We start from the raw sequence: 25,513 nt of genomic DNA on the forward strand, positions 1-25,513 counted from the left end.
ATCAGTTACAAAATCCTGCGGGAAAAAGTTCCGCCGATTTGGCACATTTCACCGCCCAAGTTATTCCTTTGGCTGCATCACCGCTCGCGGTTAAAGAATAGCTTATCCCAGCTAAGTTTTCTCTGCCTGTAACGGTGATTTTACCTTTCTGTACATCAATCGACGCGACTTTGCCTTTATTCGTTAATTTTTTCTGAATCCCATTCGTTCCAGCATTACATTTGGTGGTTGATCCTGTGTTATACACACAAAGTTCCACTTCAGAACGGTAAGGACTTGCAGCTTGAATCAGTTCTGAAATTGCCGCTTTTTTCGTGTAATTTTGGTAGGCTGGCACGGCGATTGTTGCCAAAATTGCCACAATGGCGATCACAATCATTAATTCAATTAACGTAAACCCTTCTTGCCGCTTCAAACGCGTAGAAAATCTGTTCATAAGTTGTCCTTGTTGATTTCTCTTAAGATTAATTTTCGATAAAATACGAGCAATCAATAACCCGCGTGAATAAGTGTGGCTCAAATTAAAAATAAAGCCAAAAAGCACCGCACTTTTTCTCGATCACGATCGCAAAAAATCTATGAAATCAACATATTCCATTAATCAATCAGGCTGGTTGGCCAACCAAAAACATTGTCCCTCTCCCCATTATGATTTACGTCCCGATCCACAAGATATTTCCTTGCTCGTCATTCATTACATCAGCTTGCCCCCCGAGCAGTTTGGTGGAAATTACATTGATGCGTTTTTCCAAGGGCGTTTAGAGCCTGCTATTCATCCCTATTTTGACGAAATTAAAGATCTTCGCGTTTCAGCACATTGCTTAATTAATCGTGAGGGGAAAATAACGCAATATGTCAGCTTCAATGATCGCGCTTGGCACGCAGGTGTCTCTTGCTTTCAAGGACGTGAAAAATGTAACGATTTCGCCATTGGCATTGAATTAGAAGGGAGTAACAATCAGCCATTCAGCGAACAGCAATATGCCACGCTGACAAAACTCACACAAAGCATAATGCAACACTATCCCAAAATAGGAAAAGATCGCATTGTGGGACATAGCGATATTTCCCCCGGAAGAAAAATCGATCCGGGTCAATATTTTGATTGGGAAAAATATTTAACTTGCCTATAACATAAGTGCGGTGGAAATTTTTCGATTTTTCCACCGCACTGTATTCCACTTTAACAATATATTGCCTAATGAGAATGCCCTAAATACCGTCCGACCATTACCGCTTTTATTATCCCCCCACCACTGCGTAAAATGAACACACTTAAAATGGCACTGGCAACAATATCTAACCACTGAATTTGCCATAACCACGCGCTCACCCCTGTAATAATAGCGATGACAGAGCCAAATAAATCTGCCAAGACGTGTAAATAAGCCGCACGAATATTTAAGTTTTCTTGATCGCTTTTCAGCATTAACCACGCCACAATGATATTCACCAACAATCCCATAACTGCCACACCTAGCATTGGTAACGCATTTATAAATAAGGGATTTTTCCAGCGTTCAATAGCTTCAAGTAAAATCCAAATCGCCACCACCATTAAAGAAATTCCATTAAATAGGGCGAAATATTTTTGTGTTTTATGGGGGAAAAATAATGCGATAAAAGCCAGTAATAAGGAAAGGCTATCATTTGCCATATGGCCTGCATCCGCCATTAACGTTAGGCTATTAAAATAATAGCCGCCCAAAAATTCAATCACCATATAAGCGGTGATAATAACAAAGCTAAAGGCTAAAATGCGCTGGTTTTGCCAGCCCTGCTCGTGATTGTGGTGCATAAATGTTCCTAGAGAAAATTTGCCATAGTATAAAGTTTAACGGGTGGTTAAGGTCAAGTCTTATGAAAAAAACGAGAGAAAAGCACCTCACTTTTGTCTTTGATTAATTAATAACCACTCTTTTTATCCGCTGTAATTCACAATATAACAACGCTTCTTTTTTATCTATCTTTTTGATTTTAAATAATTTTATTATTCTAAACCAATACAGACACACCAAGTTTACTATTTAATTCCCACCTATTCTGCATAAAACCACAATTTTATCCACAAAAATACTGAATAACTCACAGCTTGAGAGAAGAAATGGGGTTAAAATCCTGATAAAAATACAGTGTGATTTTTTTATAGGCGAGAATTGTAACAAAATAATGCGATCTCGGATCTCAACTTTAGATCTTAATAAGATGCAATGATCTTCTTTAACTTATTTTGAAATAAGGATTTTGTTATCTTTATACACAAATAATTTGATATTACTCCCGCACTGTTCACAAGGTTATGCACAGCCTTGTGGTTTTTATTCAATTTATTAACAGATGATAACGATTTCATATTTGTAAAATTCTCATAGAAAAGCGGCTTAATGCTTGTTTTCGGTTGTTAAAACCTTAAGTTTGTGAAACAATTCACCAATTCAGAATTTAAAATAGTTAAAATGAAGGTAAACGATAGTGATCGATTTCGATGGCTACCGTCCGAATGTGGGAATTGTCATTTGCAATCGTAAAGGTCAGGTTTTGTGGGCGAAACGCTATGGGCAAAACTCGTGGCAGTTTCCACAAGGCGGTATAAATGATAATGAAACGCCTGAACAAGCAATGTATCGTGAGCTTTTTGAAGAAGTGGGTTTAACTCGTAAAGATGTTAAATTACTTTATGTATCAAAACAATGGCTTCGCTATAAACTTCCTAAACGCTTATTACGCTACGACAGCAAGCCAATGTGCATTGGGCAAAAACAGCGTTGGTTCTTATTACAATTAGTCTCGGACGAAAAAGATATTAATATGCAAACCACCAAATCGCCAGAATTTGATGGTTGGCGTTGGGTGAATTTTTGGTATCCTGTGCGTCAGGTTGTTCCTTTTAAAAAAGAAGTGTACCGCAAAGCGATGAAAGAATTTGCGGGGGTATTGTTTAATCCGAAAAATCAGCCAAATGCGGCGCCTCAAGAGCAGAAAACTTCGCTCACACATTCTGCAACTAATACACCGAACAAACATTCTGGCAAAAAATATTCATCAGGCAAATATTATAAGCGTTCATTTCATCGAACAAGGGGAGCATAATGCTGAGTTTTTTTCTTATTTGTTTAATTGTCGGCTGTGTGGTCGGCTTTTTAGCAGGCTTATTTGGCATTGGAGGCGGACTGATTATTGTCCCGGTATTAGTTTATTTATTGCCAATGGTTGATGTGCCTAGTGAACTTTTGATGTCCACAGCATTAGGCACTTCTTTCGCCACGATTGTGGTAACTGGATTTTCTTCCGCACAACGCCATCAAAAACTCGGCAATATTGTATGGAATGCGGTAAAAGTGCTAGCCCCTGTGATTATGGTAACCACCTTCATTTCAGGACTTTTTGTAGGGAATTTAGATAAAAGCATTTCGAGCAAATTATTCGCCTGTTTGGTGGTGTATCTTGCATTGAAAATGCTGCTTTCCATTAAGCCAAAAGAAGCAAAAAAAACATTAACCACAACTTCTTCTGTCATTGGCGGTATCTTGATTGGCATTGCCTCTAGCATTGCAGGCATTGGCGGTGGTGGCTTTATTGTGCCGTTCCTTAATGCACGTGGGATCGAGATGAAAAAAGCCATTGGTTCATCTGCATTCTGTGGAATGTTACTAGGTCTCTCTGGAATGCTAAGTTTTATCGTGGGTGGCTGGGGACAACCGAATATGCCAAGCTATTCATTAGGTTATGTGTATTTACCCGCTGTCGTAGCAATTACTGCAACGTCATTTTTTACCTCTAAATTAGGGGCAAGCACCACGGATAAATTGCCTGTAAAAACCCTAAAACGTTATTTTGCTGTTTTATTGATCGTGATAGCTATCAATATGATTATGAAATAAAAGGAAATATATGAATTCTAGCTTTATCCCTTTTCCTCACTTTGATCCTGTGATTTTTCAGTTAGGTCCTGTTGCCTTACGTTGGTACGGATTAATGTATTTAATCGGTTTTGTCTTCGCACGTTGGCTTGCCGTTCGCCGAGCCAATCGCCCAAATAGTGGCTGGACAACAGAACAAGTGGACAACCTCTTATTTAACGGCTTTCTTGGTGTATTCCTAGGTGGGCGTATCGGTTATGTGCTGTTCTATCAATTTGATTATTTCTTACAAGATCCGATGTATTTAATTCGTGTCTGGGAAGGGGGAATGTCTTTCCACGGCGGATTAATTGGTGTGATTTTAGCTATGTTCATCACTGCCAAATTACAACACCGTGGCTTTTGGGCAACAGCAGATTTTGTTGCCCCGCTTATTCCTTTTGGTTTAGGAATGGGGCGAATTGGTAACTTTATCAATGATGAACTTTGGGGACGTGTAACAGACGTACCTTGGGCAGTGCTATTCCCCTCTGGCGGTTATTTACCTCGCCACCCTTCGCAACTTTATGAAGCCGTGTTAGAGGGTCTCGTGCTATTTGTCATTCTTAATCTGTTTATCAAAAAACCACGCCCTACGGGATCTGTGGCAGGATTATTTTTAGTCGGTTATGGCACATTCCGTTTCATTATTGAATATTTTCGTGAACCTGATGCACAGCTTGGCTTATTCTTCCAACAGCACATTTCGATGGGGCAAATTCTCTCATTGCCAATGATTTTGCTGGGGGCATTGATTATGCTGATCGCTTATAAAAGTGCGGTGAAAAAATAGGGGAAATTTATAATGCGTCAATATTTAGATTTATGCCAAAACATTATTGATAACGGCACTTGGGTAGAAAATGAACGGACAGGAAAACGTTGTTTAACCCTGATTAATGCAGATCTCACTTATAATGTCGCGGACAATGAATTTCCTTTAATCACTACCCGAAAAAGTTACTGGAAAGCCGCAATTGCAGAATTTTTAGGCTACATTCGTGGCTATGACAACGCCGCTGATTTCCGTAAGCTTGGCACTAAAACGTGGGATGCCAATGCAAATGAAAATCAAGCGTGGTTGAATAACCCACACCGTAAAGGCACTGATGATATGGGGCGCGTTTATGGTGTACAAGGACGTGCTTGGCGTAAACCGAATGGTGAAACCCTCGACCAATTGCGTAAAGTGGTGAATGATTTAACCAAAGGGCTAGACGATCGTGGCGAAATCATCACCTTTTACAATCCCGGAGAAATTGAGCTAGGCTGTTTGCGTCCTTGTATGCACACCCACACCTTTTCTTTACTTGGCGATACCCTTTATTTAACCAGTTATCAACGTTCTTGCGATGTGCCATTAGGGTTAAATTTCAACCAAATTCAAGTGTTTACTTTCTTAGCATTAATGGCTCAAATTACTGGGAAAAAAGCAGGAATGGCGTATCATAAAATCGTCAATGCACATATTTATGAAGATCAGCTTGAGCTAATGCAAAATGTACAACTCAAACGAGAGCCATTGCCTCTACCAAAATTAGAAATTAATCCTGACATCAAAACCCTTGAAGATCTCGAAACCTGGGTAACAATGGAGGATTTCAAGGTTATTGGCTATGAATCTCACCCTGCGATTAAATATCCTTTCTCGGTGTAAGCATAAAAAATAACAAAATGAAAAACTTCCACAAAAAGCACCGCACTTTATGTTACCAATCAGCCAATTTGTGGCTGATTTTTCACACGAATTAAACATTGAGGGAATAAAAGTGCGGTCAGATTTTGATGAAAAAATGATGCGTTACGCCCTAAGCCTTGCTGATAAAGCAGAAGCCTTAGGGGAAATTCCTGTAGGTGCGGTGTTAGTTGATGATGAAGGAAATATTGTGGCAGAAGGCTGGAATCTATCTATTCTTCAACACGATCCCACCGCTCACGCAGAAATTGTCGCGCTCCGCCAAGCAGGACTAGTGCAACAAAACTACCGCTTACTCAATACCACCCTGTACGTTACCCTGGAGCCTTGCACAATGTGTGCAGGCGCAATTTTACATAGCCGAATTAAGCGTTTAGTATTCGGCGCTTATGATCTAAAAACAGGGGCGGTAGGTTCGCGTTTTCACTTTTTTGATGATTATAAAATGAATCATAATCTTGAAATTACTGGCGGTGTACTGCAAGAAGAATGTAGCCAAAAACTTAGCGAATTTTTCCGCAAAAGGCGCGAACAGAAAAAGCAGCAAAAGCTGACGCAAAAAATTCCCCTCAAATTTAGAGCAAAAAAATAGGCGATACACTCGCCTATTTTTATGAGACTTATTGCATTTGATTGATTACGCAGCCACCATCACCATTGCTGGGCGAATCACTCTACCATTCAGCAAATAGCCTTTTTGCAATACAGTGGTAATTTGATTGCTTTCAAAACCGTCTGCCGGCTGCATTGAAATGGCTTGGTGTAAATCGGGATTAAAGGTTTCTCCCACCGTCCCAACCGCTTCTACGCCAAAACGTGCTACTGTTGCCAACAATCCTTTTAAGGTTAATTCCACACCATCTAACACGCCTTTTAAACTCTCGTCTTCCGTGCTAACTGGGGTTGCCAAGGCTCGCTCAAGATTATCAATGGTTTCAAGCAAATCTTTGGCAAATTTTTCTAAAGCAAATTTGTGTGCTTTTTCCACATCTTGTTCGGCACGACGGCGAATATTATCAATTTCTGCACGGCTGCGTAATAAAATATCTTGTTCTTTCTTCGCCGTTTCAACAAGTTGCTCTTCAAGTTCTTGAACACGGGCTATGGCTTCTTCTAACGCATCGCCTTCAAGGTTTTCAGCATTTTCTTGCTGTTGTGCTGTTTCTTGCACATTCTCTGCCTGTTCTACTTGTTCTTGTTTTACTTCTGTTTTTTCCACTTGTTGTTCTTGTTCTGACATCGTTTTCTCCATCTGTTCAAAAATTTGCGTTATTGTAACAAAAAACGTAAAAATTGACAGTTGCTAAACTTGGCTAGCCACTGACATAGTTTATGTGTAATATAGCCATAAATTTCTTGAATTCAAGTGCGGTCTGTTTTCCGCATAAAAATAAATATGATGTCCACAACCCATTTAATCGACAACAAAAGTTTGCATAATTCCTTCCATACCATCGGATTGGTGGGGCGTCCGCGCAATGATGTAAATTTGCAAATGCACAAAAATTTATTTCAATGGCTTTTAGAAAAAGGCTATCAGGTACTTGTGGAAAAAAGTGTGGGCGAGCGTTTAGGCTTACCTATTCAACATCTTGCAGAATTAGATGAGATTGGTACACAGGCGCAATTAGCCATTGTTATCGGTGGTGATGGCAATATGCTTGGGCGAGCAAGAATCTTAGCTAAATATGATATTGCTTTAATTGGTATTAACCGAGGTAATTTAGGCTTTCTGACGGATATTGATCCGAAAAATGCCTATGCCCAACTTGAGGCTTGCTTAGATCGTGGTGAATTTTTTGTGGAAGAACGCTTTTTATTAGAAACAGCCATTGAACGAGAAGGACAAATTATTGCCACCAGCAATGCAGTAAATGAAGCGGTGATTCACCCTGCCAAAATTGCTCATATGATCGATTTCCACGTTTATATTGATGATAAATTGGCCTTTTCACAGCGTTCTGATGGCTTAATTATTTCTACACCGACAGGCTCAACGGCCTATTCGCTTTCCGCTGGTGGCCCGATTCTTACCCCGCAACTTAATGCAATCGCGCTAGTACCAATGTTTCCACACACCCTTTCTTCTCGCCCTTTGGTCATTGATGGCGAAAGCAAAATCTCTATTCGTTTTGCAGACTACAACACCCCGCAATTAGAAGCGGGTTGCGATAGTCAAGTCGCGCTGCCGTTCACCCCTGATGACGTGGTACATATTTATAAAAGCAAACATAAACTGCGTTTACTTCACTTAAAAAGTTATAATTATTACAATGTGTTAAGCACAAAATTGGGCTGGTTGAGAAATTCCGCGTAAAAAATTTGCATAAACCCCTTTACTGTATATAAAATCAGTTATAAACTGATATATATACAGTTAAACAGGAGTGTATTATGCTTACTCAACTTACGATTAATAATTTTGCGATTGTTCATCACCTTGATATTGAATTTGCGCAGGGAATGTCTGCCATTACTGGTGAAACGGGTGCGGGTAAATCTATTGCCATTGACGCCCTTGGCGTATGCTTAGGACAACGTACAGAAAGCGCGATGTTACGTGAAGGGCAAAACCGTGCAGATATTTGTGCCACATTCCAGATTGAACCAAACAGCCCCGCTGATGAATGGCTTAAAGTTCAAGAATTGCAAGATGAAGATAATCCAGAAAACTGTATTTTACGTCGAGTAATCAACGCTGATGGACGTTCCAAAGGCTTTATTAATAGCATTCCTGTCTCTGCTAGCCAACTCAAAGAACTAGGGCAATATTTAATTCAAGTCAATGGGCAACATTCCTCACAACGTTTGCTAAAAAATGACTATCAGCTCACCTTATTAGATGACTATTGCGCGCATACTGATCTGCTTGCCAAGGTACAAAAGCAATATCGTCAATGGAAAGCGTTGCAACAACAAGTCGCGAATTTCCAACAAAAATGTGCCGAAAATGAGGCGAAAAAACAACTGCTACAATATCAAGTTGAAGAGCTTGATGAATTTAATTTACAAGAAAATGAATTTAGTGAGCTAGAGGAAGAATATAACCGACTTGCTAACAGCGAAGAACTCACCGCACTTTCTCAATCTGTCTTAAATTTATTAAGTGAGAATGATGAACTGAACGTAGATAGCTTGCTCTATCGTGCGGTGCAAAATTTAGAAGAACTACACAGCCTTGATCCGCACTACAATGATGCACTCACAATGTTACAAGAAGCGTTGATCCAAGTACAGGAAGCAAGCTCTGAGATCCAACATTTATCCTGCAACATTGACCCCGATCCGTATCGTTTACAGGAAGTGGAAAGCCGAATGAGCCAAGCACTACAACTTGCACGTAAACACAATGTAAAAGCGGAAGAATTGGTTGCATTGCATCAATCTTTAAGACAAGAACTCCATCAGCTTGTAGATTTTGCTGACAGCGAAGATGCACTGATTGAACAAGAAAAAGTGGCTTATGCACAGTTGTTAGAAAATGCACAGGCTTTAAGTGCAAGTCGCCAAAAAGGGGCAGAAAAACTCTCAGCACAAGTGACTAAAGGCATTAAACAACTGGCAATGGAAAATGCCGAATTCTCTATTAGTGTGGTACAGGCGGAAAGTAAACTGACTGCCCAAGGTATGGATCAGGTGCAATTTATTCTACAAGCAAACCTCGGACAATCCGCTCAACCATTGGCAAAAGTGGCATCGGGTGGTGAGCTTTCACGTATCGCCTTGGTGTTACAAGTGCTGACCTCTGATAAATCCGCGATTTCAACCCTCATTTTTGATGAAATTGATGTGGGCATCAGTGGTGCAACCGCAAGCGTAGTGGGAAAATTATTACGCAAATTAGGCAAAAAATGCCAAGTGATTTGCGTTACCCACTTACCACAAGTCGCCTGTTGTGGGCATCAACATTTTTCTGTCGAAAAACAAACCATTGATGGAAAAACGGAAACAAAAATGACCGCGCTTTCCCAGCAACAACGTGTGAAAGCCTTAGCTAAATTGCTTGGCTCAACCAAAGTCACTGAAAGTGCCTTGGCAAACGCAGAAGAAATGCTCCGTTTGATTGCCTAAATTTCTCTAAAACCTTTCGCGTTCCGCGAAAGGTTATTGCAAGCTATTTTTGAAATGATGACGTAAAAAATCTGCTTCTTTTACTTTTTCTAGGCACTGTTTATGAGGTTTCTGGCTCTATCTAAGTAATCGGGTTACTCGAGCTAGGCAAATAAGAAAAAATTGCTGACAACGCTCACCTAGATGATTTTTAGTAGATAGGGTTATCATTTAAAACATAAAAAGAACCTTCGCGATTTAGCTAAGGTTCTTTAGCTCACTTGAAAATACTTAATCAAAACATTAGTCAATTTCTTCGTTTTTTTCCACCGCACTTTTAATTGTAAGTCTGACTTCGGCAGAAATCATCTGCGCAAGAATTTCACTGAGTTCATCAAGCAAGGAGGCATTCACTTGATTGTTGTCATCAAAATAACCATATTGTTTTAGATTTCCAACAAACGCAGAAAACACGGCTTTATCAAAAAACTCTGGAGCATTAATACCGTGCAGCACAGATAAACGTTGTGCCACAGATTGACTTTCTTTTTCTAATGTGGCTCGAGAAATCGTTGGATCATTTTGTAGAATGCTTACCGTGATGTAATAACGCTGCAAAATTTCTCTCACGCCCGATGACCAAAGCTGTAACATTCTGACTTGAGGTTTGTGGATCGCGAGCAAATTCTCATTGCATTGAATAATATTTTGCCGTTGCAATTCCTGAATAATATTTTCTACATAATCTTTTAATTCACCATCGCTGAAATGTAAAAATAATTCACCACGCAAGAACGGATAAATTTTTTCAACCGCCTCAAGGACAAGATCTTTTTGCATTGCACCATAGTGCAACACAATGCTCGCCACCAGAGAAGGTAAGGCGAATAAATGCTGAATATTATTGCGATAATAAGTCATCAACACCGCTGAATTACGCTCTAAACGAATGATCTCGCCAAAATTATCTTTTTCAACCAAGACGCCCACACGATCTAAATTTAAAACGTGATCGAGCATTTCTTCTGGTGTTTCGCTTGGTACAATGACATCATCAGAATAAGGCACATTCTGTAAAAATTGTTGATAACTTGCTAACTGCTCTAATAACTGTTTTCGCGTTAATGCACGCTGACGAGATGATAGCAATGCAGTTCCTGTTAAATTCATCGCATTGACTGCGGCGGCATTATTAATATTCACCATAACTTGGTTTGACACCGCATCAACGGCTTTATTAAACCATTGAGAACGTTCATCGTCTAAATGCAATTCTTTCCATTCTGGAAAATGTTGGTTCAAATAACTGCTTAATACGATTGGCTCACCAAAATTCACATAGCCTTTACCTAAATTACGCAATTTTTTAATGACGCGTAACACAAGCCCTGCATTTTCTTTCTCTTTTGCCGCACCACGCAATTCTTTGGCATACGTATCCACTTCCAAAACGTGTTCGTAGCCTACATAAACAGGCACGACAGAAATAGGACGTGTTTGGCGTTGTTGTAATGCTTGCAAGGTCATCGACATCATCCCCGTTTTAGGGGCAAGTAAACGTCCGGTGCGCGAACGTCCCCCTTCAATAAAATATTCAACCGAATAACCACGATGGAATAATTCTGCTAAATACTCACGGAAAATCGTTGAATAGAGGCGATTGCCCTTGAAGGTTCGGCGAATAAAAAATGCCCCTCCTCGGCGGAACATTGCGCCCACCGGCCAGAAATTTAAGTTAATTCCCGCTGCAATATGTGGTGTAACCAAGCCCTGATGATATAACACATAAGAAAGCAACAAATAGTCAATATGGCTACGGTGGCAAGGTACATAAACAATTTCGTGGCCTTCAAGTGCCAGCTTGCGTACCCGATCCGCGTGTTGCACATCAATCCCTTGGTAAAGTTTATTCCATAGCCAACGTAAGAAACGATCTGCTACACGTAACCCTTCATAGCTCACATTTGCAGCAATTTCATCTAAAATTTTATACGCCTCTTTTTGTGCTTTTTCAATGGGCATTTTCTTACTTTTTGCTTCATCTTCAATAGCTTTGAGAATCGCCGGAGATTGTAGCAATTTATTAAACATCGCTTGGCGATTTGGCAAACGAGGGCCCGTAGCAGAAATACGTTGTTTAGAAAAATGAATTTTAGCAACGCGCGCTAATTTCGCCGCAATTTTTTCATCTGAACCGTGTTCATTCACCATATAACGTAGCGAAACCGCTTGTGAAAAACGCACAAACGTATCACGCCCAAACCAAATTGCCGCTGCAAATTTTTGAAGACCATTTAATAAACGTAAATTTGGCAACCCTGATTTATTTTCGTGTCCCGGTGAACGTCCCCATAATACCGAAACAGGAATAAGCTGCACATCAAGATCCAAAAAAGTGCGGTGTAATTCTAGGTATTTATTAAAAATTGTGATGGTTTCCTTTTTTGCCCCTTTAGATTTAAAAATGCGACGCCCTTCATCTAAAAATACAAAACGAGGTAATGAAATACCGCCAATTTCATTTTTCTCGAAAGGATCAGGCAAGCCAACATTTAAGCAATTTTTGCGGAAAATCACTAAATCCGTTTGCGAGGTGTAAGGCAACACATACACAATAGGTTGCTGCACATTTAAAGCTAATTCTTCAATAGGATGATGAGGAATCGGATTATTTTTAACTAATACAGAAAGGGGGAATTCTAATAATTTTCTATATAAATTAAGCATACTTGCCATATAAATTCCGTAATTTATTTATCCAGATAAAAAGTTACGCCATCTTACCACAAATTTTTGGCATTTTTTTTCAATTTAGCCTGATATAAATTAATTAAAGCGAAAATTTCGCACAAATCTAACAAAAATCAAACAAATATCACAGAGAAAACAAAAGAAGATTGCAACAATTCTCTTTCTGTATATAATACCAGTAAATATGGATATAAAAACAGGGGAGATATATGACAATGATGAAAGCCCTCACAGCCCGTCAGCAAGAAGTTTATGACCTATTAAAACGGCATTTGGAAACCACCGGAATGCCGCCCACCCGTGCGGAAATTTCTCGTGAATTGGGGTTTCGCTCACCGAATGCGGCGGAAGAGCATCTAAAAGCCCTTGCAAGAAAAGGAGTAATTGAAATTATTCCCGGTGCGTCACGCGGTATTCGGTTACTGCTTGAAGAAAATGCGGAAGAAGAGCCTGAAGGCTTACCACTCATCGGACGCGTAGCCGCAGGCGAACCGATTTTAGCCGAACAACATATTGAAGGCACTTATAAAGTTGATGCCAATATGTTCAAACCGCAAGCAGATTTCTTACTAAAAGTGTATGGTCAATCAATGAAAGATATCGGTATTTTAGACGGCGATCTCCTCGCGGTACATAGCACCAAAGATGTGCGAAATGGGCAAGTGATCGTCGCAAGAATTGAAGATGAAGTTACTGTAAAACGCCTTGAACGCAAAGGTTCAATGGTTTATCTTCACGCCGAAAATGAAGAATTTGACCCGATTGTTGTCGATCTCACACAAACCGAAAGTTTTGAGATTGAAGGTATTGCCGTGGGGATTATTCGTAATAATGCGTGGATGTAACTTATTTACATTCTAGCCATTAAACATTAAAAAAATTACACCGCACTTTGATTTACCCATCTCGGTTCACGATAGCGTTCACTGCATAAGTTATCTTGAAGCTTTACGGTTAATCTCTGTTACGCTTTTAAAAAGTGCGGTTATTTTTTTCTAAATTTGTTTGGGATAATTCACCATTTTCATCCACATTAAAAAATTTACCGTTTGCGCCTAATATTTCCTCATAAAATAACCTCATTTTCCCTTGTGCTTTTTCATTAATCCTGTATAATCGCACGCCTTACAGCTACATCATCATTTTCGTTCCTTGCTTCCGCAAGATTGGTAGCTGGTCTTACAGTCGGAGGCTGATTAACCCGTAAGGAGCAGTAATGCGTCACTACGAAATCGTGTTTATGGTTCATCCGGACCAAAGCGAACAAGTACCAGCGATGATTGAGCGCTATACCAATTCTATTAAAGAAGCGGGCGGTCAAATCCATCGTTTAGAAGATTGGGGTCGCCGTCAATTAGCTTACCCAATTAACAAATTACACAAAGCACATTATGTGCTAATGAATGTAGAAGCGCCTCAAGAAGTCATCGACGAGCTAGAAACAACATTCCGTTACAATGATGCAGTTCTTCGTAACGCAATTATTCGTACTAAGCACGCCGTAACAGAAGCGTCCCCAATGGTTAAAGCACGCGAAGAGCGTAAACCTTTAGCTGAAGTTGAAAACAACGATTTTGAGGATGCTGAAGAGTAATTCAAAAATTGATAATCGCTTCTCATTAATAGGGCAAGTCAGCGACTTTCCTAAGCGAAGCAAAAGCCCTAACGGAATTGAACATTGTCGTTTTTATTTGGAACACCGTTCCGAACAGCAAGAGGCAGGATTACCTCGCCAAGCTTGGTGCAAAATCGCCGTTCAAGTTAGTGGCCATCAGTTAATTGCAAAAACTCAAAGCATTACGGTCGGCAGTAACTTATTGATAGTGGGGTTTATTACTTCACATAAATCAGCAAATGGTTTAAGTCAATTAGTATTACACGCCGAGCAAATCGAATTTATAGATTAGGAGACTAGCCAAATGGCACGTTATTTCCGTCGTCGTAAGTTCTGCCGCTTTACAGCGGAAAACGTTCAAGAAATCGATTACAAAGATATCGCAACGTTAAAGAACTATATTTCAGAGAGCGGCAAAATTGTTCCAAGCCGTATTACCGGTACTCGTGCGAAGTATCAACGTCAATTAGCTCGTGCAATTAAACGCGCGCGTTTCTTAGCGTTACTTCCGTACACTGATAATCAGTAATTAAGGAGAATACGGTAATGCAAGTAATTCTTTTAGATAAAGTTGTTCACCTTGGTAATGTTGGTGATCAAGTTAATGTTAAATCTGGTTATGCTCGTAACTTCTTAATCCCACAAGGGAAAGCGGTTATGGCAACCAAAGCTAACGTTGAATATTTTGAAGCACGTCGTGCAGAATTAGAAGAAAAAGCAGCAAAAGCACTTGTGGCAGCAATGGATCGCGCAGAGCGTCTTGAAGCCCTTGAGTCTGTAACTATCGCAAGTAAAGCGGGTGATGAAGGTCGTTTATTCGGTTCTATCGGTACTCGTGATATTGCTGATGCTATCACAGCTCGTGGTGTTGAAGTTGCGAAAAGTGAAGTTCGTTTACCAAACGGATTAATCCGTACTACAGGTGAACACGAAGTACGCTTCCAACTTCACGGTGAAGTATTCGCAAACTTACGTCTTATCGTAGTTGCTGAATAATCACCGCTTTTTATAAGATAAAAAACCCAGCTAATGCTGGGTTTTGTTTTTAAAAGTCAGTTATCGCGTTATTCGCTTATAGATACAAATAATAAAAATCGCTTTGCCTAAAATATCTCCAATTCTTTCCTTGCTTTCCCTTTCCTGCAATGTCAAACTTACAGCAATCTATGCCACATAAGGAAATCATTATGGCTAAAAAAATAACAAAAAAAACCACCGCACTTTCCGATCCGAATTATCAACAAGAATTAAAAAAATACAGTAATCCTATACCAAGTCGTGAATTTATTCTCAACATCATTCGTGAACATAATGCGCCAATGTCAAAAGAGGAATTATTTTCCGTTTTATCTATTCGCGATGAAGAACGCCAAGAGGCAATGCGTCGCCGTTTACGAGCAATGGAAAACGAAGGGCAACTTGTTTTTACTAAGCGTAAGCGCTATGCCTTGCCAGAAAAATTAGACTTAATCAAAGGAATGGTGATTGGGCATAAAGAAGGTTATGGTTTTTTACAAGTGGAAGGAGTAAAGCAAGATTTATTCATTCCAAATGGACAGATGAAACAGGTAATGCACGGCGATTATGTTCTTGCCCAGCCAAGCGGTTTTGATCGTAAAGGACGTCAAGAAGTGCGTATTGTGCGTTTATTGGAAGGGCGTAAAAAACATATTGTCGGACGCTTCTTTTTAGAAGAAGGCATTGGCTATGTTGTCCCCGATGATAGCCGTATTAATTATGATATTTTAGTCCCTAATGAATATCGCCACGGTGCGCGAATGGGGCAAGTTGTAGTGGTTGAACTCAAACCACGTACTGCAATGTTCACCCGTCCAGTGGGGATGATTATCGAAGTACTAGGCGAAAATATGGCAAAAGGAATGGAAACCGAAATTGCTATTCGCAATCACGATATTCCCCACGTTTTCCCAAGTGCGGTGCAAAAACAAGTCAAAAAATTCACTGAAGAAGTGCCAGAAGCCGCCAAAAAAGGACGGGTTGATTTACGCCAACTTCCTTTGGTTACGATTGATGGGGAGGATGCGCGAGATTTTGATGATGCCGTGTATTGCCAACGCAACGTAAAAGGCGGTTGGAAACTTTGGGTTGCGATTGCGGATGTGAGCTACTATGTTCGCCTGCGTACTGCATTAGATAATGAAGCCTATAATCGAGGCAATTCCGTGTATTTCCCAAATCGTGTTGTGCCAATGTTGCCAGAAGTCCTATCTAATGGCTTATGTTCGCTCAATCCACAAGTTGATCGTCTATGTATGGTGTGTGAACTGTCTATTTCTGCTAAAGGAAAAATGACCGATTATCGTTTTTACGAAGCGGTGATGAATTCTCACGCTCGTTTAACCTACACTAAAGTTGCGCGTATTTTAGACGGTGATGAAGAATTACAACAGCGTTATGAACCTCTTGTTCCTCATTTGCAAGAATTGCATCATTTGTATCAAGCCTTAGTAAAAGCCCGTCAGCAACGCGGTGCGATTGATTTTGACACGATAGAAAGTAAATTTATTTTCAATGAAATGGGACGCATTGAGCGCATTGAACCCGTAGTACGTAATGATGCCCATAAAATCATCGAAGAATGTATGATTTTAGCTAATATCGCCGCGGCAAATTTTATGGAAACGCATAATGAACCCGCATTATATCGTATTCATTCTGGTCCGAGTGAAGAAAAGCTGAGCGCTTTCCGTGCTTATTTAGCCGAACAAGGATTAAGTTTGGGCGGTGGAGCAAAACCGACAACAGAAGATTATGCCAAATTGCTCGTGCAAGTGAAAGAACGCCCCGACCACGAACTTATCCAAACTATGTTACTACGATCCTTGAGCCAAGCCATTTATTCCCCTGATAATATTGGGCATTTTGGCTTAGCCTTGGCGCAATATGCGCATTTCACCTCGCCAATTCGCCGCTATCCGGATTTAACCTTACATCGTGGAATTAAATATTTACTGGCTAAATTACAAGGTTCAAAACGTAAAACCACGGATTCTGGTGGTTATCATTATGCACTTGATGAAATGGATAACCTAGGTGAACATTGTTCAATGACTGAACGCCGTGCCGATGATGCAACCAGAGAAGTGGCAGATTGGCTCAAATGTGAATATATGCAAGATCACGTTGGAGAGGCATTTAGTGGCGTGATTTCTGCGGTAACCGGCTTTGGCTTATTTGTGCGTTTAGATGAGTTATTCATTGATGGGCTTGTGCATATTTCAACCTTAGATAATGATTATTACCAATTTGATGTAAATCGCCAGCAATTAATCGGCGAAAACAGTGGGCGAATTTACCGCCTAGGCGATAAGGTTAATATTCGTGTAGAAGCGGTTAGCCTTGAGCAACGACAAGTGGATTTCTCACTCATTAGCACTGAACGTAAACCTCGACGAGAAGGAAAAACAGCCAAAGATAAAGCGAAAAAAGGCTTTCGTTATGCAGAAAGTGTGAAAAAGCAAAAAGAGAAATCGGCGAAAAAATCGAAAAATCAAAGTGCGGTGAAAAAATCAGCCATTTCTGCCAAGAAAAATAAACGTAAATCGCCCCGCACTCAGTAAAAATGAGTTTGCGAAAAACTGGCGGAAGGAAGACAAACAAGCGTATAATTCCGCCTTATTTTATCTATCAATGTAAAGGATAACAATGTCTGAAAATATTTATGGAATCCACGCTGTTAATGCTTTTTTGGCAAATGCCCCTGAACGACTTATTGAAGTTTATGTGCTAAAAGGGCGTGAAAATAAACGCTTGCAGACTGTTCTCAATGCGCTTTATGAGCTTGGTATTTCTGTTCAATTTCTTAACCGTGAAACCCTTGATAAAAAAGCGAATGGTGAAGTACATCAAGGGATCATCGCCCGTGTACAACCTACAAAAGAATTAAATGAAAATGATCTCGATCGCATTTTACGTGATCAACCAACACCGCTTGTCTTGGTGTTAGATGGGGTTACTGATCCGCATAATCTCGGCGCTTGCTTGCGAACAGCTGATGCGGCTGGTGTATGTGCCGTGATCGTACCAAAAGATAAATCTGCCCAGCTTAATGCCACGGCACGCAAAGTGGCTTGCGGTGCTGCGGAAGTTGTTCCCCTTATTCGTGTGACCAATCTCGCTCGTACACTAAGAGAATTACAACAAAATTATAATATGTGGGTGATTGGCACGGCAGGTGAGGCAACAGAAACCTTGTATCAAACAAAACTGACGGGGTCACTGGCTTTGGTGATGGGCGCAGAGGGGGATGGAATGCGTCGCCTAACCCGTGAAACCTGCGATCAATTAGTGAGTATTCCAATGGCGGGATCGGTTTCTTCCTTGAATGTTTCCGTTGCGACGGGCGTTTGTTTATTTGAAATTGCGCGACAACGTTTAGTAGGCTAACAATGAAAAAATCAGTCTTCACCCTTTTTATCAGCTTGATGACGGCTTGCACTTGGCATACCGCCACAACGCCTATTCCAGCCCAATTTGCTGGGGCAGATTATGTATTATCGGATAAAGATGCACAACGCTGGGTTGCCGCAAGTCACCAAGCAGAACAATGTATTTACCCGAATTTAACTCGCATTCAACAAACCCATTTTAGTAAAGAAGATGCTTATATCCACGCGCAATATGTGTTCTTCTATCCGTTAGAAAATATCATCGGTGAAGATTATCTTAAAATCATTCAAGATGATGAAAAAGCAATGGGTTATGCGCAATATCAGTTCAAAAAATTCAAACAAACTGAGTTTGAACCTTTAACTCAAGCTGAATGCAATGTGTTACGTCTTAAAGCACACGATGATTTAGCGGTTGTGAAAGGGCAATATAAAAGCGGTATGGCAGAAGTCAACAAAGAAGAAGATAGCAAAGCAAGCAACGGCGTTGCCACTAATGATAATAAATTCTTCTTTGATATTATTAAGTGGGGCGCGACGCTACTGCTATAAAAATGCGTAAAATTTACACCGCACTTTATTTTGGGTAATACGCTAAACACAAAGAAAAAAGGTGAGAAATGCTAGCCAAAATCATTGATGACTAAAAAGAGCGGAGATTTTCCGCTCTTTTTTCTTGAATAGAAAATTTATGATAAAAACTTCGCTTTCAATGCTTTTGCCACAGCAATTTGTTGTTCAGTGGCTTTGGCTGTCATTGGTTCGCGACAATAACCTGCATCCACGCCTTCCAATTTAAGTAATTCTTTAATGGTGAGGTATAAGCCATTTGCTAAAATACCTTCAATCAGATCATTGGTAACCTGTTGAATTTCACGCGCTTCGGCAAGTTTGCCAGCTTGAGTTAATTCAAAAATTTGTCTTGCTCGGATACCATTTACATTAAATGTACTACCAATTGCGCCATCCACGCCAAGAGCAGCGGCAGGTAACATCATTTCATCAAATCCTGCCCAGATAAGATGATCGGGATAGGCTTTTTTCAAGCGTTCTAAGAGATAGAAATCACCTGCGGTGAATTTCACCCCTAACACTTTTGGATTTTTGTAAAGTTCTCCAAATTGTTCCACGCCAATGTTTACCCCCGTCAAGAATGGAATGGAATAAACGATCATATTATTGCCCGTTTCCGCAATAATGGTATCGTAATAATGTTTGATTTCCGCAAAACTAAATTTGTAATAGAACGGGGTTACCGCAGATAAACAGTCATAACCAAGTTCGGTGGCATATTTACCTAATTCTACGGCTTCGTGTAAATTCACGCTGCCTACTTGAGCAATCAATGCCACTTGGTCTTTTGCCTCATCTTTGGCAATGCGGAAAATTTCCTTTTTCTCAGCGGTGGAAATCATAAAGTTTTCCCCTGTGCTACCGCCCACATACAAGCCATCGACTTTCATTTTATCAATGTTATGGCGAATAATTTCACGCAACCCTTTTTCATTGATTGAGCCGTCTTCGTTATAAGACACAAGCAACGCGCTAAAAATGCCTTTTAAATTTTTCATTGGTTTCTCCTAAACTGATTTATTTGATCCGCTGTTCTAAAATCACATTCACGGTTTTTTGCTTCATTTCTGTTGCATTTTCTTCTTCGGCTTGCACGATCAAGGCATAAATTAAATCTAACACAAAGAGTTGTGCAATTTTTGTTCCGATAGAATCTCCTTGTAGCTGCCCCTGTCTATGCCCGTTAATGAGGACATAATCGGCAACTTGCGTAATCGGTGAGCGTAAATTGTGGGTTAATGCGACGGTGGTTGCCCCATTTTTTTTCGCAATACTCAATGATTGTGTGGTTTCTTTGGAATAACCTGAATGGCTAATGCCAATGACTACATCCTCTTTATTCATTAAAGCCGCTTGCATATACATAAAATGATTATTACTAATGGCATCAACCTGTAAACCAATACGCATTAACTTATGTTTTGTATCTTCCGCAGTAAGTCCTGAAGAGCCAACACCAAATAGAAACACGCGTTTTGCTTGTCGCATTGCCAACACTACTTGTTCTAGTTGCTTAACATCAAGTAAATTAATGGTTTCTTTAATCACATTATTAATAGAATTATGCAATTTTTCGGCGATGCTTTGCGTATCATCATTTTTGCTAATATCGCTTTCTAACAACGAATTTGGCTGTTTTTCTTTAGTTGCCAATTCAATAGAAAGCTGTAATTTGAAGTCTGTAAACCCTTTGAAGCCGAGAGTTCGACAAAAACGAATAAAGGTCGCCTCGCCCACATCAAACTGTTGTGAAATTTCTGCTAATGAAAATTGGCTTAACAAATGTGGAGAAGATAAGATCGTAGTCGCAATTTTCTTCTCCGTTTTTGTCAGGCTGTTATACAACGCCCCAATGGTATCCAGAATATTCCCACTTGTTGCAACCATAAAACTTCTCCCTGTGTTTGTTTAACTCACTAACGCCACTGGTACTTTTACCACTAATTTTTTAATAAATTGCGCATTCTCCCCTGCAATACACCCGGGTTTATGAGGTTCATAAGGGAAAAATACGGCAAACATTTTTGGCAATAAATGCACCGCACTTTTATTTGGAATATCAGGCGTGAGTTGATAATCATCTGCCTCGTTATACTCATTATAAGTACTCAGATCAGGCTCATTGACGCCATATTCAATCACTTCATTACCGCTGATTAGCAGTTGAATATCAATGTATTTATGATGAAGTTCTGCTTGTTTACTGTCGCTTGGTGTGGTGTCAAATTCCATCACATTCATATAAATTTGATCGGTGAGATCGTGGCGTCCAATCGTTAATTTTGCCAGATCCATTCGTCTTAATTGATGACAAATTTCTGCCAGCACCATTGGTAAACCTCTGGCAAAGTCATCACGGGTTAAATCACCTAAAATCATTGTATTCTCCTCATTTTATTCTTTATATTGTTGAGTAAGCCAATAAGCCGCCCCTAATAAACCAGCATCAGCTCCCGATCTCGCGGGTTCGACAGGGCATTGATAAAAAGCGGGCATTGCCTGTAAATATTGTTGAACTAAGGGTAAATAGCCTTCCGCCAAGCCGACACTCCCCCCCAACACCACTTTTTGAATGTCTAGGCTAATCACCATATCGGCAATTAAATTGGCAATCGCTTGTGCGGAACGCTGCACAAGTGCGGTGGCTTTTTCGTCATTTTTTCTAAAGCGTTCAAACACTTCTTTGGGAGAACAAGGTTCCGTCCATTGAGAGGCAACTGCTTCAATGGCTCGTCCAGAAGCAATGGCCTCCACGCAGCCTTGACGCCCACAACCGCACATTGGCCCATTAGGATCAGCAAGGCTATGCCCAATATGCCCTGCAATGCCATTCACACCAGTGGTTAATTCGCCATTTAGAATAATTCCACCGCCGACACCAGTGGAGACGGTAATAAATAAGAAATTTTGCACCGCACTTTTATTTTGAGCCTGATCTTGTAATTGGTATTCAGCACATACCGCCGCTTGTACATCGTTCAGTAATCCGATCGGCTTGTCAGTATAACGCGCAATGCAATCTTTCAATGGAAAATTCGCTAATCCCCCTAAATTTTTCGGGTTAAGTGCGGTCAGTACACCACGATTAATAATCCCTGTGGATGCCACTGCCACCACATCAAACTGCCCAGCATACTGGGTAACTAATGTTTTTAACGCCTGTGTCATTCCTTGTGCAGACTGATCTTGCGGGGTGCTAATTTGCTGGCGCTGGGAAATGACGCCATTTTCCACCAATGCGGCCGCAATTTTTGTGCCACCAATGTCTAATGCCAAACAACGCATATACCGTCCTTGTTCTGGTTAGGGTTTTGCTGATTTCACCGCACTGGCAAACCAACTCACAATATGTTCTAAACGCGTGAGCGCCGATCCTACGGTTACCACATCCGCCCCTATTTCAATGGCTTTTTTCGCCAATTCGGGGCTGTTATAACGCCCTTCTGCCATCACATAACAACCTGCTGCCTTGAGATCTTTCACCAGTTGATAATCTGGCTCATCAGGGACTTCGCCACCGGTATAACCCGACATTGTGCTGCCCACAATATCAAAGCCTAATCGCTGGCAATATAATCCTTCTTCCAAGTTCGAGCAATCCGCCATCGCCAAACAGCCTAATTCTTTAATTTTTTTCACCGCACTTTCAAGCGCTACGGGACGAGAACGCAATGTGCCATCCACCGCAATAATGTCAGCGCCCGCCAGAGCCAGATCTTCAATATCTTGCAAAAACGGGGTGATTCGCACAGGGCTATCAGGCAAATCGCGTTTTACAATCCCGATAATGGGCTTATCCACCACGGGACGAGTTGCTTTTAGATTTTCGATTCCTTCAATTCGCAATCCCGCTGCACCGCCTTGTACAGAAGCTTGTGCCATTGCAGCCACAATTTCAGGCTTATCCATAGGACCATCATCAACGGGTTGACAAGAGGCAATAAGCCCGTAGCGAATCTGATCTAGCACATCTTGATGTGATAATTTTGACATAGAAACTCCAAGATATTTTTAAGAAAGGAAGTTAATTTTCGCTGGGTGCTAGGATAGACCTCTGAAAATAAAATACAAGAAAAATAGTTCAAAAGTGAGATCTAGATCTCAAACTGGAGTAAAATTTCATAAAACAATTTGAAAAAAAGCCATTAGCCTTGTATTTTAAAAGGGAAAGACAGTTTTTGCTAAAAATGATGTTGTTCTCATCTTAAACAAAAATCAGGATTATCTTGAAATATTACTTCATTAAAACTTGAGAACGAAAGCATTACAAAGCAAATCCGTTTCACATTTCATTATAGACAAATATCACAATGTTTAGTTGGACATCTTTGGAGTTCCTATGAAATATTTCAATAAATTAGAAGAATGGGTGGGGGGTGTTTTATTCCTCACCATTTTTATCATTCTTCTTGCCCAAATCATCGCCCGCCAAGTGTTTGATTCTCCATTTATTTGGAGTGAGGAACTGGCGCGTTTACTCTTTGTTTATGTTGCTATGTTTGGCATTAGTATGGCAACGCGTGCGCAACAGCACGTTTATATCGACTTTCTCACCAATTTAATGCCAGAGAAAGCACGAAAAGCAATAAACTCATTTGTTCAACTAATTATTTTTGCTTGTATTTTCTTATTTATCTATTTAGGTTTTAAAGTCTTTTTAGATGCCAGTTTTGAAATTGTTTCCTTGCAGATTTCGGAAAAATGGCTTTATGCGCCCTTGCCATTCATTTCAATGTTAGTGTTTATCCGCTTTCTGCAAGCGCAAAGCGAGAATTACAAAAATCAACTTAGCTATTTGCCTGCCACTTTGTATATTATTCTTGCTTTGATCCTGTTTGTCATTCTAATGACCCACCCAGAATGGTTTAAAGCCTTACGCATTAGTAACTATATCAAGCTAGGCAGCAATGCCGTGTATGTCTGCTTGATTGTGTGGCTTGTCATTATGTTTCTTGGTACACCTGTGGGTTGGTCGTTGTTTATTGTTACCATTTTATATTTTGCAATGACGCGCTGGAATGTCGTTAATTCTGCCTCCTCAAAATTAGTCGATAGCCTAAACAGCTTCCCACTGCTTTCTGTCCCCTTCTTTATCCTAACGGGAATTTTGATGAATACAGGGGGAATTACCGAGCGAATTTTTAACTTTGCGAAAGCCTTGCTAGGGCATTATTCTGGCGGTATGGGACACGTAAATATCGGCGCAAGTTTAATTTTCTCTGGAATGTCAGGTTCAGCACTTGCCGATGCTGGGGGATTAGGTCAGCTTGAAATTAAAGCAATGCGTGATGCAGGTTATGACGATGATATTTGTGGTGGGATCACCGCAGCATCTTGTATTATTGGGCCTCTCGTGCCACCAAGTATTGCGATGATTATTTATGGCGTCATCGCCAATGAATCTATTGCTAAACTCTTTGTAGCAGGCTTCGTACCCGGTGTGTTACTAACCATTGCATTAATGGCGATGAACTATGCCATTGCGAAAAAACGCCATTATCCGAGAACGCCAAAAGCCTCATTGCAACAACGTTGTGAAGCATTCAAAAAAGCGATTTGGGCGATCTTAACCCCCATTCTCATTATTGGCGGTATTTTCTCTGGCTTATTCACACCAACAGAAGCTGCGGTGATCGCCGCTGCCTACTCCATTATTATTGGAATGTTTGTTTACCGTGAACTCACATTAAAAATGGTGTTCAAAAGTTGCGTTGAAGCAATGGCAATCACAGGGGTGACTGCCTTAATGGTAATGACGGTAACTTTCTTTGGCGATATGATCGCCCGTGAACAAGTGGCAATGCGTATTGCCGATCTCTTTATGGCAGTGGCAGACACACCAACAATGGTGCTAATTATGATCAACTTGCTACTATTATTCTTGGGAATGTTTATTGATGCCCTTGCACTGCAATTCTTAGTGCTACCAATGCTCATTCCAATTGCCGTACATTTTGGTATTGATCTCGTGTTCTTTGGGGTAATGACCACATTAAATATGATGGTGGGGATTTTAACGCCGCCAATGGGAATGGCATTATTCGTGGTCGCTCGTGTGGGTAATATGCCAGTGAGTACGGTAACCAAAGGGGTATTACCATTCTTAATCCCCGTGTTTACCACCTTGGTGCTTATCACCATCTTCCCACAAATTATCACCTTTATTCCAAATCTGTTAATGCCATAACAGAAAGGAAAAAGCAAAGTGCGGGTGAAAATTCACCCGCTTTTTTATCACAAAAAATGTCTTAAAAAACCACCGCACATTAATTTCTAAAAAATCTTTTTGCAAAAAAATGGAGTATCATTTCATACCCCAACATATTCCAACACATTTAAACTTAAGTGAATTCAAGATAAAAGCGGTTAAAAAGTTTTTTTAATCTTTTTTCAATTTTGTGATATAGCTCTCAGTAATGAAATATTACTTCATTTATTATATAGCCATTAGGTCGTTCCCTCCGTTATTTGGTCTCGTCGTATCCCCAAAGAGAATACGCCCTAACCATTTAGATTGAAA

25 protein-coding genes and 1 pseudogene are annotated in these 25,513 nt (G+C 40.3%); 17 read left to right on the forward strand and 9 right to left on the reverse strand.

What is annotated here, in order from left to right:
• Position 1 precedes the first annotated feature (1 nt).
• Positions 2-436 (reverse strand): prepilin peptidase-dependent pilin, encoded by a 435-nt coding sequence (gene ppdD / locus L4F92_RS09090; protein WP_326938215.1) that lies wholly within the window; start codon positions 434-436, stop codon positions 2-4.
• A gap of 142 nt (positions 437-578) precedes the next feature.
• On the opposite strand from ppdD, the gene ampD reads away from it, so the two are divergent.
• A complete protein-coding gene (gene ampD, locus L4F92_RS09095) occupies positions 579-1,133 on the forward strand; it encodes a 1,6-anhydro-N-acetylmuramyl-L-alanine amidase AmpD (protein ID WP_250363486.1) in 555 nt (184 codons plus the stop codon).
• 65 nt (positions 1,134-1,198) lie between these two features.
• Here ampD and L4F92_RS09100 read toward each other — a convergent pair whose 3' ends face one another.
• Positions 1,199-1,798, reverse strand: coding sequence for a cation diffusion facilitator family transporter (locus L4F92_RS09100; RefSeq protein WP_250349620.1), 600 nt, complete (start codon positions 1,796-1,798; stop codon positions 1,199-1,201).
• 674 nt (positions 1,799-2,472) lie between these two features.
• Here L4F92_RS09100 and rppH point away from each other — a divergent pair.
• The 5 genes and pseudogenes from rppH to tadA form a co-directional block, all read left to right on the forward strand.
• Positions 2,473-2,944, forward strand: a pseudogene (gene rppH, locus L4F92_RS09105) (RNA pyrophosphohydrolase); the annotation flags it as partial.
• 145 nt (positions 2,945-3,089) lie between these two features.
• Positions 3,090-3,881, forward strand: coding sequence for a sulfite exporter TauE/SafE family protein (locus tag L4F92_RS09110; RefSeq protein WP_250363487.1), 792 nt, complete (start codon positions 3,090-3,092; stop codon positions 3,879-3,881).
• Positions 3,882-3,891: 10 nt separating this feature from the next.
• Positions 3,892-4,692 (forward strand): prolipoprotein diacylglyceryl transferase, encoded by an 801-nt coding sequence (gene lgt / locus L4F92_RS09115; RefSeq protein WP_250349617.1) that lies wholly within the window; start codon positions 3,892-3,894, stop codon positions 4,690-4,692.
• A 12-nt stretch (positions 4,693-4,704) separates the two neighbouring features.
• Positions 4,705-5,556: a thymidylate synthase gene (locus tag L4F92_RS09120; RefSeq protein WP_250349616.1), complete on the forward strand. Its 852-nt coding sequence runs from the start codon at positions 4,705-4,707 to the stop codon at positions 5,554-5,556.
• A gap of 97 nt (positions 5,557-5,653) precedes the next feature.
• A complete protein-coding gene (gene tadA, locus L4F92_RS09125; protein ID WP_250364589.1) occupies positions 5,654-6,187 on the forward strand; it encodes a tRNA adenosine(34) deaminase TadA in 534 nt (177 codons plus the stop codon).
• Between the two features lie 45 nt (positions 6,188-6,232).
• Here the strand turns inward: tadA and grpE are convergent, their stop codons facing one another.
• Positions 6,233-6,835, reverse strand: a complete 603-nt coding sequence (gene grpE / locus L4F92_RS09130) for a nucleotide exchange factor GrpE (protein ID WP_250363488.1) — start codon at positions 6,833-6,835, stop codon at positions 6,233-6,235.
• 159 nt (positions 6,836-6,994) lie between these two features.
• Here grpE and L4F92_RS09135 point away from each other — a divergent pair, with 159 nt between their 5' ends.
• Together L4F92_RS09135 and recN are read left to right on the forward strand one after the other, a co-directional pair.
• Positions 6,995-7,912: an NAD(+) kinase gene (locus L4F92_RS09135; RefSeq protein ID WP_250364590.1), complete on the forward strand. Its 918-nt coding sequence runs from the start codon at positions 6,995-6,997 to the stop codon at positions 7,910-7,912.
• A 77-nt stretch (positions 7,913-7,989) separates the two neighbouring features.
• On the forward strand, positions 7,990-9,666 hold the full coding sequence (gene recN, locus L4F92_RS09140) for a DNA repair protein RecN (protein WP_250363489.1): 1,677 nt from the start codon (positions 7,990-7,992) through the stop codon (positions 9,664-9,666).
• Between the two features lie 282 nt (positions 9,667-9,948).
• On the opposite strand, the gene plsB is transcribed toward recN, so the two are convergent.
• Positions 9,949-12,381, reverse strand: coding sequence for a glycerol-3-phosphate 1-O-acyltransferase PlsB (gene plsB / locus L4F92_RS09145; RefSeq protein ID WP_250349613.1), 2,433 nt, complete (start codon positions 12,379-12,381; stop codon positions 9,949-9,951).
• Positions 12,382-12,605: 224 nt separating this feature from the next.
• Here plsB and lexA point away from each other — a divergent pair, with 224 nt between their 5' ends.
• The 8 genes from lexA (at position 12,606) to L4F92_RS09185 (ending at position 18,972) form a co-directional block, all read left to right on the forward strand.
• A complete protein-coding gene (gene lexA, locus L4F92_RS09150) occupies positions 12,606-13,241 on the forward strand; it encodes a transcriptional repressor LexA (protein WP_250363490.1) in 636 nt (211 codons plus the stop codon).
• Between the two features lie 371 nt (positions 13,242-13,612).
• A complete protein-coding gene (gene rpsF / locus L4F92_RS09155) occupies positions 13,613-13,990 on the forward strand; it encodes a 30S ribosomal protein S6 (protein ID WP_103854031.1) in 378 nt (125 codons plus the stop codon).
• On the forward strand, positions 13,977-14,303 hold the full coding sequence (gene priB / locus L4F92_RS09160; protein ID WP_250349611.1) for a primosomal replication protein N: 327 nt from the start codon (positions 13,977-13,979) through the stop codon (positions 14,301-14,303). Before rpsF ends, priB begins: the two co-directional genes overlap by 14 nt.
• A 12-nt stretch (positions 14,304-14,315) precedes the next feature.
• Entirely contained in the window at positions 14,316-14,540 is a 225-nt protein-coding gene (rpsR, locus tag L4F92_RS09165) for a 30S ribosomal protein S18 (RefSeq protein WP_035687245.1), read from the forward strand.
• Positions 14,541-14,557: 17 nt separating this feature from the next.
• Positions 14,558-15,007: a 50S ribosomal protein L9 gene (gene rplI / locus L4F92_RS09170; RefSeq protein WP_126371816.1), complete on the forward strand. Its 450-nt coding sequence runs from the start codon at positions 14,558-14,560 to the stop codon at positions 15,005-15,007.
• 191 nt (positions 15,008-15,198) lie between these two features.
• Complete coding sequence (gene rnr, locus L4F92_RS09175) at positions 15,199-17,592, forward strand: ribonuclease R (protein ID WP_250363491.1); 2,394 nt, start codon at positions 15,199-15,201, stop codon at positions 17,590-17,592.
• 85 nt (positions 17,593-17,677) lie between these two features.
• The gene (gene rlmB / locus L4F92_RS09180) at positions 17,678-18,418 is read left to right on the forward strand and encodes a 23S rRNA (guanosine(2251)-2'-O)-methyltransferase RlmB (RefSeq protein ID WP_250363492.1); all 741 of its coding nucleotides are present in this window, start codon (positions 17,678-17,680) and stop codon (positions 18,416-18,418) included.
• A gap of 38 nt (positions 18,419-18,456) precedes the next feature.
• Positions 18,457-18,972 (forward strand): DUF5358 domain-containing protein, encoded by a 516-nt coding sequence (locus L4F92_RS09185; protein WP_250364591.1) that lies wholly within the window; start codon positions 18,457-18,459, stop codon positions 18,970-18,972.
• A gap of 137 nt (positions 18,973-19,109) precedes the next feature.
• Here the strand turns inward: L4F92_RS09185 and nanA are convergent, their stop codons facing one another.
• The 5 genes from nanA to L4F92_RS09210 are packed head-to-tail and all read right to left on the reverse strand — an operon-like array spanning position 19,110 to position 22,986.
• Entirely contained in the window at positions 19,110-19,991 is an 882-nt protein-coding gene (gene nanA / locus L4F92_RS09190; protein WP_250363493.1) for an N-acetylneuraminate lyase, read from the reverse strand.
• A gap of 19 nt (positions 19,992-20,010) precedes the next feature.
• Complete coding sequence (locus L4F92_RS09195; RefSeq protein ID WP_250349607.1) at positions 20,011-20,880, reverse strand: MurR/RpiR family transcriptional regulator; 870 nt, start codon at positions 20,878-20,880, stop codon at positions 20,011-20,013.
• Positions 20,881-20,901: 21 nt separating this feature from the next.
• Complete coding sequence (gene nanQ, locus L4F92_RS09200; protein WP_250363494.1) at positions 20,902-21,372, reverse strand: N-acetylneuraminate anomerase; 471 nt, start codon at positions 21,370-21,372, stop codon at positions 20,902-20,904.
• 15 nt (positions 21,373-21,387) lie between these two features.
• Positions 21,388-22,278, reverse strand: a complete 891-nt coding sequence (locus L4F92_RS09205; RefSeq protein WP_250363495.1) for an N-acetylmannosamine kinase — start codon at positions 22,276-22,278, stop codon at positions 21,388-21,390.
• 18 nt (positions 22,279-22,296) lie between these two features.
• Positions 22,297-22,986 carry an N-acetylmannosamine-6-phosphate 2-epimerase gene (locus L4F92_RS09210; RefSeq protein ID WP_250363496.1) on the reverse strand — a complete coding sequence of 230 codons (690 nt, stop codon included), beginning with the start codon at positions 22,984-22,986 and terminating at the stop codon, positions 22,297-22,299.
• Between the two features lie 346 nt (positions 22,987-23,332).
• On the opposite strand from L4F92_RS09210, the gene L4F92_RS09215 reads away from it, so the two are divergent.
• A complete protein-coding gene (locus L4F92_RS09215; protein ID WP_250363497.1) occupies positions 23,333-25,180 on the forward strand; it encodes a TRAP transporter large permease subunit in 1,848 nt (615 codons plus the stop codon).
• The last annotated feature ends 333 nt before the right edge of the window (positions 25,181-25,513 follow it).

The sequence above is a fragment of the Avibacterium sp. 21-595 genome (assembly GCF_023611905.1).
Lineage (GTDB): Bacteria > Pseudomonadota > Gammaproteobacteria > Enterobacterales > Pasteurellaceae > Avibacterium.

Excerpts from the sequence above, each read along its gene's own strand:
- L4F92_RS09185 (WP_250364591.1), top strand. The coding sequence starts at position 18,457 with ATGACGGCTTGCACTTGGCATACCGCCACAACGCCTATTCCAGCCCAA.
- priB (WP_250349611.1), top strand. The coding sequence starts at position 13,977 with ATGCTGAAGAGTAATTCAAAAATTGATAATCGCTTCTCATTAATAGGG.
- rplI (WP_126371816.1), top strand. The coding sequence starts at position 14,558 with ATGCAAGTAATTCTTTTAGATAAAGTTGTTCACCTTGGTAATGTTGGT.
- rnr (WP_250363491.1), top strand. The coding sequence starts at position 15,199 with ATGGCTAAAAAAATAACAAAAAAAACCACCGCACTTTCCGATCCGAAT.
- L4F92_RS09195 (WP_250349607.1), bottom strand. The coding sequence starts at position 20,880 with ATGGTTGCAACAAGTGGGAATATTCTGGATACCATTGGGGCGTTGTAT.
- rpsR (WP_035687245.1), top strand. The coding sequence starts at position 14,316 with ATGGCACGTTATTTCCGTCGTCGTAAGTTCTGCCGCTTTACAGCGGAA.
- ppdD (WP_326938215.1), bottom strand. The coding sequence starts at position 436 with ATGAACAGATTTTCTACGCGTTTGAAGCGGCAAGAAGGGTTTACGTTA.
- recN (WP_250363489.1), top strand. The coding sequence starts at position 7,990 with ATGCTTACTCAACTTACGATTAATAATTTTGCGATTGTTCATCACCTT.
- L4F92_RS09205 (WP_250363495.1), bottom strand. The coding sequence starts at position 22,278 with ATGCGTTGTTTGGCATTAGACATTGGTGGCACAAAAATTGCGGCCGCA.
- L4F92_RS09210 (WP_250363496.1), bottom strand. The coding sequence starts at position 22,986 with ATGTCAAAATTATCACATCAAGATGTGCTAGATCAGATTCGCTACGGG.
- lexA (WP_250363490.1), top strand. The coding sequence starts at position 12,606 with ATGACAATGATGAAAGCCCTCACAGCCCGTCAGCAAGAAGTTTATGAC.
- L4F92_RS09100 (WP_250349620.1), bottom strand. The coding sequence starts at position 1,798 with ATGCACCACAATCACGAGCAGGGCTGGCAAAACCAGCGCATTTTAGCC.
- L4F92_RS09110 (WP_250363487.1), top strand. The coding sequence starts at position 3,090 with ATGCTGAGTTTTTTTCTTATTTGTTTAATTGTCGGCTGTGTGGTCGGC.
- L4F92_RS09135 (WP_250364590.1), top strand. The coding sequence starts at position 6,995 with ATGTCCACAACCCATTTAATCGACAACAAAAGTTTGCATAATTCCTTC.
- L4F92_RS09215 (WP_250363497.1), top strand. The coding sequence starts at position 23,333 with ATGAAATATTTCAATAAATTAGAAGAATGGGTGGGGGGTGTTTTATTC.
- nanA (WP_250363493.1), bottom strand. The coding sequence starts at position 19,991 with ATGAAAAATTTAAAAGGCATTTTTAGCGCGTTGCTTGTGTCTTATAAC.
- ampD (WP_250363486.1), top strand. The coding sequence starts at position 579 with ATGAAATCAACATATTCCATTAATCAATCAGGCTGGTTGGCCAACCAA.
- grpE (WP_250363488.1), bottom strand. The coding sequence starts at position 6,835 with ATGTCAGAACAAGAACAACAAGTGGAAAAAACAGAAGTAAAACAAGAA.
- rlmB (WP_250363492.1), top strand. The coding sequence starts at position 17,678 with ATGTCTGAAAATATTTATGGAATCCACGCTGTTAATGCTTTTTTGGCA.
- nanQ (WP_250363494.1), bottom strand. The coding sequence starts at position 21,372 with ATGATTTTAGGTGATTTAACCCGTGATGACTTTGCCAGAGGTTTACCA.
- rpsF (WP_103854031.1), top strand. The coding sequence starts at position 13,613 with ATGCGTCACTACGAAATCGTGTTTATGGTTCATCCGGACCAAAGCGAA.
- lgt (WP_250349617.1), top strand. The coding sequence starts at position 3,892 with ATGAATTCTAGCTTTATCCCTTTTCCTCACTTTGATCCTGTGATTTTT.
- plsB (WP_250349613.1), bottom strand. The coding sequence starts at position 12,381 with ATGGCAAGTATGCTTAATTTATATAGAAAATTATTAGAATTCCCCCTT.
- L4F92_RS09120 (WP_250349616.1), top strand. The coding sequence starts at position 4,705 with ATGCGTCAATATTTAGATTTATGCCAAAACATTATTGATAACGGCACT.